This is a genomic window from Aeromonas sp. QDB68 (genome assembly GCF_027707405.1).
GTDB lineage: Bacteria > Pseudomonadota > Gammaproteobacteria > Enterobacterales > Aeromonadaceae > Aeromonas > Aeromonas caviae.
On record NZ_JAPCIQ010000093.1, the window covers coordinates 1 to 14,043 of the forward strand.

Annotated in this window: 13 protein-coding genes; all 13 read left to right on the forward strand. The window is 44.7% G+C overall.

Annotation, left to right across the window (positions count from 1 at the left end):
- The first annotated feature begins 70 nt into the window (after nt 1-70).
- A complete protein-coding gene (wecA, locus tag PG892_RS18720) occupies nt 71-1,081 on the forward strand; it encodes a UDP-N-acetylglucosamine--undecaprenyl-phosphate N-acetylglucosaminephosphotransferase (protein WP_270825682.1) in 1,011 nt (336 codons plus the stop codon).
- Nucleotides 1,082-1,130: 49 nt separating this feature from the next.
- Nucleotides 1,131-2,216 (forward strand): dTDP-glucose 4,6-dehydratase, encoded by a 1,086-nt coding sequence (rfbB, locus tag PG892_RS18725; RefSeq protein WP_039041243.1) that lies wholly within the window; start codon nt 1,131-1,133, stop codon nt 2,214-2,216.
- A complete protein-coding gene (gene rfbD, locus PG892_RS18730; RefSeq protein WP_201957421.1) occupies nt 2,216-3,103 on the forward strand; it encodes a dTDP-4-dehydrorhamnose reductase in 888 nt (295 codons plus the stop codon). The genes rfbB and rfbD overlap by 1 nt, the downstream gene beginning before the upstream one ends.
- 114 nt (nt 3,104-3,217) lie before the next feature.
- Nucleotides 3,218-4,087 carry a glucose-1-phosphate thymidylyltransferase RfbA gene (rfbA, locus tag PG892_RS18735; protein WP_270825683.1) on the forward strand — a complete coding sequence of 290 codons (870 nt, stop codon included), beginning with the start codon at nt 3,218-3,220 and terminating at the stop codon, nt 4,085-4,087.
- Nucleotides 4,088-4,278: 191 nt separating this feature from the next.
- A complete protein-coding gene (locus PG892_RS22680) occupies nt 4,279-5,196 on the forward strand; it encodes a WxcM-like domain-containing protein (RefSeq protein ID WP_408746231.1) in 918 nt (305 codons plus the stop codon).
- Nucleotides 5,193-6,296 (forward strand): DegT/DnrJ/EryC1/StrS family aminotransferase, encoded by a 1,104-nt coding sequence (locus PG892_RS18750; RefSeq protein WP_270825684.1) that lies wholly within the window; start codon nt 5,193-5,195, stop codon nt 6,294-6,296. Before PG892_RS22680 ends, PG892_RS18750 begins: the two co-directional genes overlap by 4 nt.
- The gene (locus PG892_RS18755; RefSeq protein ID WP_270825685.1) at nt 6,293-7,543 is read left to right on the forward strand and encodes an O-antigen translocase; all 1,251 of its coding nucleotides are present in this window, start codon (nt 6,293-6,295) and stop codon (nt 7,541-7,543) included. The genes PG892_RS18750 and PG892_RS18755 overlap by 4 nt, the downstream gene beginning before the upstream one ends.
- A 677-nt stretch (nt 7,544-8,220) precedes the next feature.
- Complete coding sequence (locus PG892_RS18760) at nt 8,221-9,291, forward strand: hypothetical protein (protein WP_141116524.1); 1,071 nt, start codon at nt 8,221-8,223, stop codon at nt 9,289-9,291.
- Nucleotides 9,292-9,330: 39 nt separating this feature from the next.
- Nucleotides 9,331-10,407 carry a glycosyltransferase family 4 protein gene (locus PG892_RS18765; protein ID WP_119197500.1) on the forward strand — a complete coding sequence of 359 codons (1,077 nt, stop codon included), beginning with the start codon at nt 9,331-9,333 and terminating at the stop codon, nt 10,405-10,407.
- Nucleotides 10,404-11,417, forward strand: a complete 1,014-nt coding sequence (locus PG892_RS18770) for an EpsG family protein (protein WP_270825686.1) — start codon at nt 10,404-10,406, stop codon at nt 11,415-11,417. Before PG892_RS18765 ends, PG892_RS18770 begins: the two co-directional genes overlap by 4 nt.
- Nucleotides 11,418-11,425: 8 nt before the next feature.
- The gene (locus PG892_RS18775; protein ID WP_270825687.1) at nt 11,426-12,511 is read left to right on the forward strand and encodes a glycosyltransferase; all 1,086 of its coding nucleotides are present in this window, start codon (nt 11,426-11,428) and stop codon (nt 12,509-12,511) included.
- A gap of 34 nt (nt 12,512-12,545) precedes the next feature.
- Nucleotides 12,546-13,724 carry a glycosyltransferase family 4 protein gene (locus PG892_RS18780; RefSeq protein ID WP_270825688.1) on the forward strand — a complete coding sequence of 393 codons (1,179 nt, stop codon included), beginning with the start codon at nt 12,546-12,548 and terminating at the stop codon, nt 13,722-13,724.
- Between the two features lie 68 nt (nt 13,725-13,792).
- On the forward strand, nt 13,793-14,043 hold a 251-nt coding region (locus tag PG892_RS18785; protein ID WP_042863072.1), incomplete at its 3' end, for an IS5/IS1182 family transposase.

Below are 14,043 nucleotides of genomic sequence, written 5' to 3' on the forward strand. Positions count from 1 at the left end.
ATCGATTGGATCGGACATACTGAGTACAGTGAAACCAGAATAGAGCAATTAGATCACATCTTTAATCTGATTGGTATTACAACTTGTTGATCTGCCGAATCAGCGTAAACAACACGTTGGTGCAGTCCCTCTGATTGGAGGCATTGCAGTGTGTCTGGGGGTTTACCTCAGCGTCTTCTTCACGATCCCCTTGCAAAGTTCGATCATCATCATGCTGAGTTGTGCCGGTTGCATGATGATGATTGGTGCCATTGATGATGCCAAGGATATCTCCCCCTGGATCCGGCTGAGCTTGCAGGCCCTCCTGATCCTGGTGCTCTGCCTCTCGACCAATATCAGCCTTCATCAGTTTGGTGATGTGCTGGGGGTCGGCAATCTCACCATCCCATTTGTGGATCTGCTGGTCGCCATAGTCGCGGTCTGCGCCGCCATCAATGCTTATAACATGATGGATGGCATTGACGGGCTTGCTGGCAGCATGGCTGGCATCTCGCTGATCGGGCTATCCATCCTGTTTTCCGATACCATGCCAGAGATGGCCCAGCTCTGTCTGGTCATCACCATTGCACTGGTGCCTTATCTGCTGGTCAATCTCAATATTCCGCCCTTCAAACGAAAGATATTCCTTGGGGATGCGGGCTCCATGTTCCTGGGTTTTGTCATCGGTTACCTGGTGCAGTTCGGCTCACAACATAATGAGCTGGAACCTGCATTTCGTCCTGTCACCGCGCTCTGGTTGATCGGCCTGCCACTGATGGATATGGTGGGCATCATGATCCGTCGTATTCGTAAAGGCCAATCCCCCCTGCGCCCTGATCGCAATCACCTGCACCATATTCTGCTTCATGCCGGCTTTACCTCCCGCGAGGCCCTGCTATTGATCGTGGTGGCTAATTTGAGCATCGTTTTCTTCGGCATTTTTTCCGAACAAGCCCAACTGCCTGAATGTCTGATGATGGCACTCTATCTGCTGCTATTTGCCGTCTATTCCTATTGCATGTCGCATGCGTGGAAGTTGGGGCGTTGGGCTAAGGGGAATAAAAGATCTGCATCCGATTCTGCTCGAATGAAAAGAAGTTAATCCACTCGAATAAAAGATATAACATCTAACGTTGTAAATAGGATTTTGAATGAAGATTCTCGTTACTGGTGGTGCCGGCTTTATCGGTTCAGCCGTTGTTCGTCATATCATCCAGCATACCCAAGACTCAGTTGTCAACCTCGACAAGCTGACCTATGCAGGCAACCTGGAATCCCTGGCTGAGGTCTCGGGCAGCGATCGCTACGCGTTCGAGCAGGTCGACATCTGCAGCCGCGTCGAACTGGATCGGGTGTTTGCTACCCATCAACCGGATGCCGTGATGCACTTGGCCGCCGAGAGTCACGTTGATCGCTCTATCACAGGCCCCGCCGACTTCATCGAGACCAATATCGTCGGCACCTATATGATGCTGGAAGCGGCCCGCGCCTATTGGAACGGTCTGGACGAGGCGCGCAAGACGGCCTTCCGCTTCCACCATATTTCCACCGACGAGGTGTATGGCGATCTGCCACATCCGGATGAAGCGTCTGCTGGTGAACCCTTGCCACTCTTCACTGAAACGACGCCCTACGCCCCCAGCAGCCCCTATTCTGCCTCCAAGGCTTCCAGTGACCATCTGGTGCGCGCCTGGCGCCGTACCTACGGCATGCCCACCATCGTCACCAACTGCTCCAACAACTACGGCCCGTACCATTTCCCCGAGAAACTGATCCCGCTGGTGATCCTCAATGCGTTGGATGGTAAGCCGCTGCCGGTCTATGGCAAGGGCGACCAAATTCGCGATTGGCTCTATGTGGAAGACCACGCACGCGCGCTCTACAAGGTGGTGACCACGGGCTTGGTCGGGGAGACCTACAACATCGGCGGTCATAACGAGAAGCAGAATCTGGAGGTGGTACACACCATCTGCGATCTGCTGGACGAGATGGTGCCGAAGGCGGGCTCTTATCGTGAGCAAATCACCTATGTGGCGGATCGCCCTGGCCATGATCGCCGTTATGCCATCGATGCCAGCAAGATGAGCAGTGAGCTCGCATGGCAGCCGCAAGAAACTTTCGAATCTGGCATTCGCAAAACTGTGCAGTGGTATCTGGATAACCAACAGTGGGTCAACAACGTCAAGAGCGGTGCCTACCAATCCTGGATTGAGCAGAATTACGGGGAGCGTGCCTGATGCATATTCTGCTGTTTGGCAAAAACGGTCAGGTCGGTTGGGAGCTGCAGCGTGCACTCGCACCGCTGGGCCGCATCACTGCCGTTGATTTTGACTCCACCGATTATTGTGGCGATTTCAGCAACCCGGCAGGGGTGGCCGACACGGTACGTCTGGTCAATCCGGACGTGATTGTCAACGCCGCAGCCCACACCGCAGTCGACAAGGCGGAGAGTGAGCGGGAATTTGCCGAGCTGCTCAACGCGACCAGTGTGGCGGCGATCGCCAAAGAAGCGGAAGCATTGGGTGCCTGGCTGGTGCATTACTCCACCGACTATGTGTTCGATGGCAGCGGTGAGCGCCCCTGGGTGGAAACCGATGCAACTGCACCGCTCAACGTCTACGGTGAAACCAAGTTGGCAGGGGAACAGGGGGCGGCTCTCTGCGCTCGTCACCTGATCTTCCGCACCAGCTGGGTCTACGCCGCCCGTGGAGCCAACTTTGCCAAGACAATGCTGCGCTTTGGCAAAGAGCGTAGCGAGATGTCGGTCATCAATGACCAGTTCGGCGCCCCGACCGGTGCCGAGTTACTGGCCGATTGCACCGCCCATGCGATCCGCGTGGCGCAGAGCAGACCCGAGGTTGCCGGGCTGTACCATCTGATTGCCTCCGGTACCACCACCTGGTTTGACTACGCCCAATTGGTGTTTGCCAAAGCCAGAGAGGCTGGCGTTGATCTGGCGGTCACGCAACTCAATGCAGTGCCGACCAGCGCCTTCCCGACCCCTGCCAAACGCCCCCATAACTCCCGCCTTGATACCGACAAATTCCAGCGCACCTTCGATCTGGTGCTGCCGGACTGGACCGTCGGCGTGGAGCGGATGTTGACCGAGATCCTCAGCAAGTAAATCCCTGGTCAGGGATGTGTTGAGTGCATCCCTGGCTGGCAAGAGATAAAACGTAAAAGGTGTAGCTGCAAGCCACCTTTTTCTTTTGCAATTTAAAAATAAGAAACAAGCATCATGACCAAACGTAAAGGCATCATTCTGGCCGGTGGCTCAGGCACCCGTCTCTATCCGGTGACCATGGCGGTTAGCAAGCAGCTGCTGCCTATCTATGACAAGCCGATGATCTACTATCCGCTCAGCACCCTGATGCTGGCGGGCATTCGCGATATTTTGATCATCAGTACGCCGCAAGATACCCCCCGTTTTGAGCAATTGCTGGGTGACGGCAGTCAGTGGGGCCTGAACTTGCAATACAAGGTGCAGCCAAGTCCGGACGGGTTGGCACAAGCCTTTATTCTGGGTGAAGAGTTTATCGGTTCAGACCCCTGTGCGTTGGTGCTGGGGGACAACATCTTCTATGGCCACGACCTGCAGAAACAGTTGGCGGCGGCTGCGGCCAAAGAGAGTGGTGCTACCGTCTTTGCCTACCATGTGCATGACCCCGAGCGTTATGGGGTGGTGGAATTTGATAAAGAGGGTACCGCTATCTCGCTGGAAGAGAAGCCGTTGGAGCCCAAGAGCAACTATGCGGTGACCGGCCTCTATTTCTACGACAACAGCGTTGTTGAGATTGCCAAGAGCCTGAAGCCGTCGCCCCGTGGTGAGCTGGAAATTACCGATGTGAACCGTATTTACCTGGAGCAAGGCAATCTGTCGGTGGCGATGATGGGCCGTGGTTATGCCTGGCTTGATACCGGAACCCATGAAAGCCTGATAGAAGCGAGTAACTTTATTCAGACCATCGAGACCCGTCAGGGGTTGAAGGTGGCCTGCCCGGAAGAGATCGCCTATCGCCAGAAGTTTATCAATGCCGACCAGGTCCGTGAACTTGCTGCGCCGTTAGCAAAGAATGCATATGGTCAATATCTTTTAAAATTAGTTTGAAACGTCATCTCTGAGTGTTAAGGAAAGTGCGAACAAGTATCCCAAGAACAAAAAATGAAAATTTTAGTCATTTAATATCAATGGGTTACCAGTAAATGCTCTCGTGCCATATGACTTATTCGCACCTTCCTTAAGTGATTTTTCAACCTAATAATATAAAATCTATTTCAATTTTTTATAAAGGTATGAATATGATTCATGTATTATCTGATGTGCAATCTAAAAATGTTGGAGATGATACCAATATTTGGCAGTTTTGTGTTGTTTTGCCTGGAGCCGTGATAGGTAAAAGTTGTAATATCTGTGCCAATTCCTTTGTCGAAAATGATGTAGTGATTGGCGATAACGTGACAATAAAATCTGGTGTTCAGTTATGGGATGGCATTAGGATCGGAGATAACGTATTTATTGGCCCAAACGTAACCTTTACGAATGATAAGAACCCCAGATCAAAATCTTATCCAGAAGAGTACTTAAAAACAGAAGTAAATAAAGGCGCATCAATTGGTGCAAATGCGACTGTATTACCAGGTGTTACAATTGGTGCAAATGCTATGGTTGGTGCTGGCGCCGTTGTGACGAGAAACGTACCTGAAAATGCTATTGTAATGGGGAATCCGGCCACAATAAAAGGCTACGTATCAGCAAAAACAAAAACAATAGCATCAAACGATGTATTTGACGTAACTTTCGAAAAATCAAAAGTCAAAGGTGTTACTCTTCATAAATTCAAATTAGTAAATGACATGCGTGGAAATTTATCTGTTGGTGAATTTGAAAAAGAAATTCCATTTACACCTAAAAGATACTTCACTGTCTTTGGTGTCCCAAATAAAGAAGTGCGAGGGGAGCATGCACATAAAGAGTGCCAACAGTTTTTAATTTGTGTGAGTGGTAGTTGCAACGTATTAGTTGATGATGGAGAAAATAGAGAAGAGTACTTGTTAGATAGTCCGAACAAAGGAATATACTTACCTGCAATGACTTGGGGTGTGCAATATAAATATTCACCGGATGCCGTGCTTTTGGTTTTTGCTTCACACAATTATGATGCTAATGATTATATTCGAGAATATCAATCCTTTATCGAGCTGAGTAAACAGAAATGATCCCATTTTTAGACCTGAAATCAATTAACACTCAATATGCTGAAGAATTGAAAAAAGCCTGTTCGAAAGTCATCGATTCTGGCTGGTACATTATGGGTTCTGAATTAACTGCCTTTGAGCAAGAATTTGCTGCTTACTGTGGTACCAAGTATGCAATCGGTGTTGCCAACGGGCTGGATGCGTTAACCTTGGTGCTGCGCGCATGGAAAGCGCTTGGCAGGTTAAAGGCGGGTGATGAGGTGATTGTTCAGGCCAATACCTATATCGCTTCCATCCTCGCCATTACTGAGAATGATTTGGTGCCGGTATTGGTTGAGCCAGATTCGGCCACATTTAATCTAGCATCAGCAACTGTTGCGGCTGCTATTACCCCGAACACCAAGGCTATATTACCGGTTCACCTCTATGGCCAGCTTTCCCCAATGCCTGAGCTGTTGGCTATTGCTAGGGAGCATAATCTACTGGTGCTTGAAGATTGTGCCCAAGCCCATGGCGCTGAAATTCAAGGCAAGCGTGCTGGTAATTGGGGGGATGCTGCTGGTTTTAGCTTCTATCCCGGGAAAAATCTAGGGGCATTAGGAGATGGTGGTGCTATTACGACCAATCATGATGAATTAGCGCAAACTATTAAAGCTCTGCGTAATTACGGATCACACAAGAAGTATGAAAACCTCTACCAAGGAGTAAATAGTCGCCTGGATGAAATTCAAGCCGCAATGTTGCGTGTAAAGTTACCGTACCTGGAAGCTGAGACCATTCGTCGCCAACATATTGCTAAAACTTATCGCTCGGGGATCGTGAATCCACTGGTCACGTTGCCTAATGTTATCGATGAATTGGCGCATGTTTGGCACCTGTTTGTTGTGCGCTGTGAAAAGCGTGAAGCACTGCAAGCTTATTTAACTGAGCAGGGTATTCAGACACTGATTCACTATCCAGTTGCACCACATAAACAACAGGCATATAGCCAGTGGAACAGTATATCTCTGCCATTTACGGAGGAAATCCATCAGCAAGTTCTGTCTCTTCCACTTGACCCAACGATGAGTGATGAGTCAGTTGCTAAAGTGATTGCAGCGGTAAATGGGTTTAATGCATGAAACGCTTATTCAAAGTCACTGCCATGACAGGTTTATTGACACTGCTTAAAATGGCAATGGGCTTTGTGATTGCCAAGGTGGTGGCCATTTATACTGGCCCCACCGGCATGGCAATGCTCGGGCAAGTGCAAAGCATGGTCGGCAGTTTAAACGGCATAATTAATGCGCCTGCCGGTAGCGGAGTAGTGCGCTTTACCGCCGAATATAAAGAGCAAGGATTTGATGCTTGCGCACCTTGGTGGCGAGCTGCGTTGCAATGGGTATTGATTATTTCAGCTATTGCCATTCCTGTTGGGTTGTTATTTGCTAAGCCGATTGCGAGCGGTATATTAAAAGATGTGAACCTTGCCTGGGTCGTGATGGCCACTGTTATCGTATTGCCGTTTGCCGCCATCGGAACCTTATGCAATTCGGTGATCAACGGCCAGCAGTTATATCGCCGTTATGTCGGGCTGGGTATGCTTTCAGCGCTGATCTCGGGCTGCGTAATGTTGGGCATGATTGCTTGGAAAAATATTGAGGGCGCATTATTAGCGGCAGCCGTGCAGGCTGCCTTGATTGGCGTCGTAATGTTAATTACCAACCTGCGTCAGCCTTGGTTTAAGCTGCGCTACTGGTGGGGCCCAGTAGCGCCCAAAGCTCGTAAAGACATTGGCGGTTATATGCTGATGGCAATCACCAGCGCGTTAACCGTGCCAGTCTCATTGATCTTGATACGTAATATATTAATAGATCAAGTGGGTTGGGATGCCACCGGCCAATGGCAAGCAGTATATAAAATATCTGAAGTTTATTTAGGGGTGGTTACCATGGCGCTTGGCACTTATTATTTGCCGCGCTTGGCTTCATTAACTAGTGTTGATGCGATTGTCAGTGAGATAAATAAAACTGCAAAGGTTATCATCCCAATGGTGGCCTTTATGGCCCTGGGTGTTTACTTATTGCGGGATGTGGTAATTTCTCTATTGTTTACTGAATCATTTCGCAGTGCCCGTGATCTGTTCGCGATTCAATTAACCGGAGATGTAATTAAAATAGCGAGTTGGCTATATGCTTATCCCATGCTATCTCGTGGAGCCACTAAATGGTTTCTGGGGACCGAAATCATATTCTCGATCTCAGTTGTGACCTTAACCTATTTTTTGGTTTCTAAGATGGGGTTGAAAGGTGCAACAGTTGCTTATTTAGTCAATTATTCGGTATACTTTTTGATTGTCAAGTTGAATATAAAAAGATTTTCCCGTTAATAACAATTAAGCGAAAAATATTGGATGTGAAAATTTAAAGTACAGATAAATTCGTTTTGTATGGCAAGTGGTTTTTATGCAAGTGTTGAATCTGTAATAATGTGATTTAACCACCTCAAATGTTCGTGGTACGTAATTTCATATCCTTCACCTAACCTGTAGAATAGTAAATATGTATTAATAATTACGTTATCATAACTTTCGATAAATTTATTAACAATCATCGATGAACACACCTTCATCGGCCCTAATGCTCTCTGTTTTGATGGTAACGTTCATCCACTGCATCCTGCTAAACACCTAGGGAAGGTGCGAATAAGTCATATGGCACGAGAGCATTTACTGGTAACCCATTGATATTAAATGACTAAAATTTTCATTTTTTGTTCTTGGGATACTTGTTCGCACTTTCCTTAGCGACTAATCAGATCGCACAAACTGGACTGAGTTCCCTTCCTCCGGTGATCTACTATTCGGAACAGCTATTTAGGTAGCACTTATCACTCCAAACTGGTGACAGATGATGATAACGTGTTTATAGGCGACAATTTCACTGTGTTGCAAGTTGTAAGCATCGGTGATGACAGCTCGATTGGTACAGGCCACATGATTTCGTAATAAATTCCCGTGTGTATGATCGTGGATATAGGGTAGGAGTTGGCAATTTTTGATTTTAAATGAGAAGTAAAATTAACAATATGAAAATTTTAATTTATGGTGAATACAGTGGTTATGGTAAATCCTTAGCTGCGGGGTTTCGTGAATTGGGCCATGAAGCAGCAGTCTTTTCACCCAACGGTGATGGTTGGAAAAAACTTGACGCAGACTATGGCCTTGTGGCTAAAACTAAAATTGGGAAATTAAAAGATCTTTTTGGGTTGATCCCTATTTTTATAACGTTTGATGTTATTTACATCATGAATCCTAGCTTCTTCAGCTTCAAGTTATTAGGACCATTGATGCTGTTGTTGTTTAAACTTAAAGGGATCAAATTATTTCTATTATGTTGTGGCGATGATGTTGAGTACATTAAGGCGGGAGAGTCTGGCATAATCAATAAATTTGTTTTTACAGGGATTGATTATCCGGCAATTAAATATTTTAAAAAAACAGCTGAAAAAATCATAAATTATTTATGTGCTAAGGCTGCGAATAAAATAATACCCACTATGTATGATTATCAAGCACCTTGGAAAGCTAGTCGCTTTAATTATAAAGTTACGGAAGTGGTCCCATTGGCTTGTTATGTAGAAAATATACCAAAAATTAAACCTACAAATACCAAGGCAATAAAGATTATGCATGGCATTAACCGCCGTGATGTTAAAGGAACCGATGTCATCCTTGCTGCATTAAAACGTATTGAAAGTACTTTCTCAAACGTGGAGATTTATACCCCTGAGAAATTAAGTCAATCAGAGTATCTTAAATTATTTTCTGAAATAGACATTTCTATTGATCAGTGCAAATGTCACAGTTACGGTATGAATGCTATTTACGCCATGATGCACGGTCATGTGGTTCTAGCCCCAGCAGATGAGCAACATTGTGCATCTTTCAATATTTATAAGTCACCAGTTGTGTCTATAAATCATGATGCGGATGATATCTTTCATAAATTGAAAATATTAATTATGTCTGCCGAGTCTTTAGACAGGCTTAAAATTGAAACAGTTGACTATGCTGCTAGATATCATAAGCCGGCGCATGTTTGTAACCTCTTATTAAAAATAGCAAGCGTAAAGTAACGAGTATAATTGTACTTTTGTATATGACGAGATCTTTAGATGAAAAAAATTTGTTTCTTTGTCGGTAACCTTAATCAAGCTGGCGGCACCGAACGTGTTTCATTGGTTATTGCAAGTGAATTACAGGCCCGCGGTTATCAAATCCACATGCTGAGTTTACAATGTGGTGATAACCCATTTTTTGAACTGGCCGATGGAATTCAAGTCAGCCAGTTGTTTACTACAGCGGGACGAGGCTCGCTACGCATGCCGCTGGCAATTTTAAAATTGCGCCGTTATTTGCAGCAACACCAGATTGACATCCTGATTGATGTAGAGTCAATGTTGGCTTTGTATGCGTTACCTGCGGTATTGGGTTTAAATATACGTCATATTTGTTGGGAGCATTTTAACTACAGCGTGGATTTAGGTAAAGCTAGCCGCCGATTGGCTCGAAAGTTAGCGGCACGGTTTGCTGATGACGTTGTCACGTTAACTGAGCGTGATAAGCAACTTTGGGTGGCGAATACAAAGTGTACAGCGAATATAGTTTCCATTCCAAACCCGGTCACGATTATACTACCGACTGAAATTAATCTACATAAAGCCAAACTATTTTTGGCTGTTGGCCGTCTTACTTATCAAAAAGGGTTTGATTTATTATTACAAGCCTGGGCGCAGGTTGCCCCGTTACACCCCGATTGGCGCTTGCGCATCGTGGGTGATGGTGAAGATAAAGCTATGCTCGAACAACTACGCCGCGAGTTAAATATTGAAGCGAGCACGGAGTTGTTGCCAAAAACCAACAATATCGCTGCCCACTATCAACAGGCAGCTTTTTTTGTGATGAGTTCGCGCTTTGAAGGATTGCCGCTGGTACTGATCGAAGCACAAGCTTATGGCTTGCCGATTGTTTCTTTTAATTGTGATACAGGACCTGCTGAAATTATTAAACACGGTGAAACAGGGTGGTTGTGTGAAGCGGGTGATGTGGCAGACCTATCAGATAAAATAAGCAATGCAGTAAGTTGCTTTAACGAGGAGGTAACATATAAATCATTTTCTCAACACTCTAAAGAAAATAGAAATGAATTTTCAGTCGATGTGATAATCGATAAATGGTCTGATTTATTATGAGTGCTATCAATTTAACTGATGTTTCCTCTAAAATACTAAAAACGTTTTTCTTTGCTTTTTGTTCAGCGTCATTTGCATTTTTATTAACATTATTGCCCAATGAATATTTTAGAGATAGAGACAACTACATTATTTACGCTAAAGATTCGCTAAACATAATGGAGCGTTATGATGGCATTGCTTTATTTACTAATGAGCCTTTGTTTTTGTTATTAAATAATGCGCTGACGTTTGTATTTACTGCAGAAGTGGTTCCGCTATTTTTTGTAGCTTTTACTGCGTTCACTGTAAGTTTTTTCATCTTTATTAGAAGCAGGAATTTACTGCTAATGGCATTGGGTTTTATGGCTTTGGTTTTGGTGCCGCAGTCATTTCATATGTTGTTAGTCGTGCTTCGGCAAGCATTTACTGCAACAGTATTAATGTGGGTTATTTTTTATTTTTGGCAGTCTAAAAGGTTTTTATTGCTGGTTTTTTTACTAGGCTTTATCCATTCATCTGCGTTTATTTTGTTTGCTTTTTTATCCATAGATAAATTATTCTCATCTATCATCAGTAAAAATATTATACACCGAGTCTGTTTTTTTATTTTTATTTCCGCTGTGGTTAGTTTTTTGATTATGCCACTCGCTGAAATCCTTGCATTGAGACAAGCGACAGAGTATCAGGATACTGTAGGTGGTGGTGGTGGTAATTTTATTCTGTATGTGTCTGTACTATTGGTGACACTTTCGCAAAGAAAAAAAGTACATACAGAGGATGGTTTTTATGTAGTAGCATTAGTTGGCATTTCTGTATATGTTGGTATGTACTTTTTTAGCCCATTCGCAGGCCGATTAATTACTTCATTTCTTCCGCTGATAATATGTTTGATGTGCATGTTTGGTAATGCAAGGGCATTATTTTTATTAGCTGGATTTGTTCTTGTTAATTCTTTAATATTTAAGGGCACTGTAGAAAGCAATAGCCTCTCGGTACAGGGTGTTCAATATTTATTCGGCGGTTATTAAGGTAAAAAATGAAAGTTTCATTAATCATCACTGGCCTTGGCATGGGTGGGGCGGAGCGGCAAGTTTGCGACTTGGCAGACCAATTTACAGCTAAAGGCCATAAAGTCTTGTTAATCTCGATGACCGGTGAGACGGTTAACCGCCCGCTATCTTCCAAGATTGACGTCGTAGAGCTTAATATGTCTAAAACCCCGTTTGGATTTATCAAAGCCTATTGGCAAGCGCGACAGCTAATCAAGCAATTTAAGCCTGATGTGGTGCATAGCCATATGGTGCACGCCAACTTGTTTTCCCGACTGTTGCGATTGAGCGTTCGCATACCAAAACTGATTTGTACCGCTCACAGTACCAGCGAAGGTGGGCGTGGGCGTATGCTTGCATATCGTATTACAGATAAGTTATGTGATATAAGCACGAATGTAAGCCAAGAGGCCGTTGATGCCTTTTTTGCTCAAGGTGCTGTAGCGAAGGGAAAGATGTTGGCGATGCATAACGGTATTGATACCCTACGTTTTATCTTTAATCCGGCAAGTCGTGCGAGCTTGCGAGCGCAATTAAAACTGACAGATAACACCCCTCTCATCTTGGCGGTAGGGCGTCTTACTGAAGCCAAAGATTATCCGAACTTATTAACCGCCTTCAATCAATTGCCCAGTGAGTTAAACCATGTGCAATTGGCGATTATTGGGATAGGTGAAGAGCAAGCCAATATAGAAACGTTCGCCGCACAATTGGGTTTAACCACTCGGGTGCATTTTTTAGGCCTGCAACGAAATGTGCATGAGTGGATGAGTGCTGCAGATATTTTTGTTCTCTCTTCTGCTTGGGAGGGGTTTGGTCTAGTTGTTGCCGAAGCCATGGCATGTCAGCGGGTTGTGGTTGCAACTGATTGTGGTGGCGTCAAAGAGGTTGTTGGAGAATGTGGTATTTTGGTGCCTCCAAGAGATCATCTTGCATTGGCAGATGGAATTAACACAGCGCTTCAGATGAGTAGTGATGAGATTGAAATGATAGGTGCTGCAGCAAGAAATAGAATAGTCACACGTTATTCGTTGAATGCTCAGGCGGAGAGTTGGTTATCTTTGTACCAGTAGTATTAATGCCAAATCTAGATTTTCAGAGGTATCTGTGAATAAAAATCATATAGTCATCGTGGCCAATACCGCATGGTCTGTTTTTAATTTTCGCCATGGTTTATTAAATCGATTACTCAGTGATGGGTATCATATATCGGTAGTAGCCCCTAATGATAAATTTTCCGGTAAGCTTAAAGACATGGGCTGTGATGTTATTGATCTGCCCATGTCTGCCAAAGGTGTCAATCCTTTCGATGATATAAAGTTAGTGACTTTATTGTATCGTTACTATCGTAAGCTAAATCCAGATTTTATTATTCATTATACAATCAAACCAAATATTTATGGTTCTTTGGCTGCTAAAATAGCCGGTATTCCATCGTTGGCGATTACAACTGGCTTAGGGTATACATTTGTCAATGACAATTTTATTGCCAAAATTGCACGGCAGCTCTATAAAATGGCATTTCGTTACCCTAAAGAAGTATGGTTTTTAAATGAAGATGATCGTCAAGCATTTTTAGCGTATAGCTTGGTTAGTGAAAATAAAGCTAAACTACTGCATGGCGAAGGTGTAAACGTATCACATTTTTCACCCATATCCTCTTCATCGGGTAACAATCCCACAACATTTTTGCTGGTTGCAAGAATGTTGTGGGATAAAGGGATCGGAGAATATATTGAAGCTGCTAGAGTTATTAAAAGTAAATATCCAAATACACATTTTCAATTGCTTGGCGCTTGCGATGTTCCTAACCCCAGTCTTATCAGTCGTGAACAAATAGGCATTTGGGAGTCAGAAGGGGTTGTTGAGTATTTGGGAACAACAGATGACGTAAGAACTGTTATTTCCAATGTTGATTGTGTGGTGTTGCCATCTTATCGAGAGGGTATTCCGAGAACGATGTTAGAAGCTGCAGCAATGGCCAAACCGCTTATCGTTTCTGATGCCCCTGGCTGCAAAGATGTTGTTATTAATGGCAAGACCGGATTCTTATGCAAAGTCAAAAACCGGGATTCACTTGCCGCAGCAATGGAGCTGATTATTAACCAATCAACACAAGAGCGCGTTGATATGGGGGTTGCAGGAAGAAATCTAGTGCTTCAAAAATTTGATGAGCGAGTCGTGATAAAAAAATATATTGACATGCTATCTAGATATAATTTGAGTGTCAGTGGGGTAACTATAAAAAGAAAAGTAGATAGTCGAATTGATAGCATGTTGAGTTAGGGAAGGTGCGAACAAGTTCCTGATATGAGATCATCATGTTCATCCGGAGCGCATCCCAGAGGGACATCATGAGCCATCAACTCACCTTCGCCGATAGTGAATTCAGCACTAAGCGCCGTCAGACCCGAAAAGAGATTTTCCTCTCCCGCATGGAGCAGATCCTGCCATGGCAGAATATGACCGCTGTCATCGAGCCGTTTTATCCCAAGGCGGGCAATGGCCGACGGCCCTATCCGCTGGAGACCATGCTACGCATTCACTGCATGCAGCATTGGTACAACCTGAGCGATGGCGCGATGGAAGATGCTCTGTACGAAAT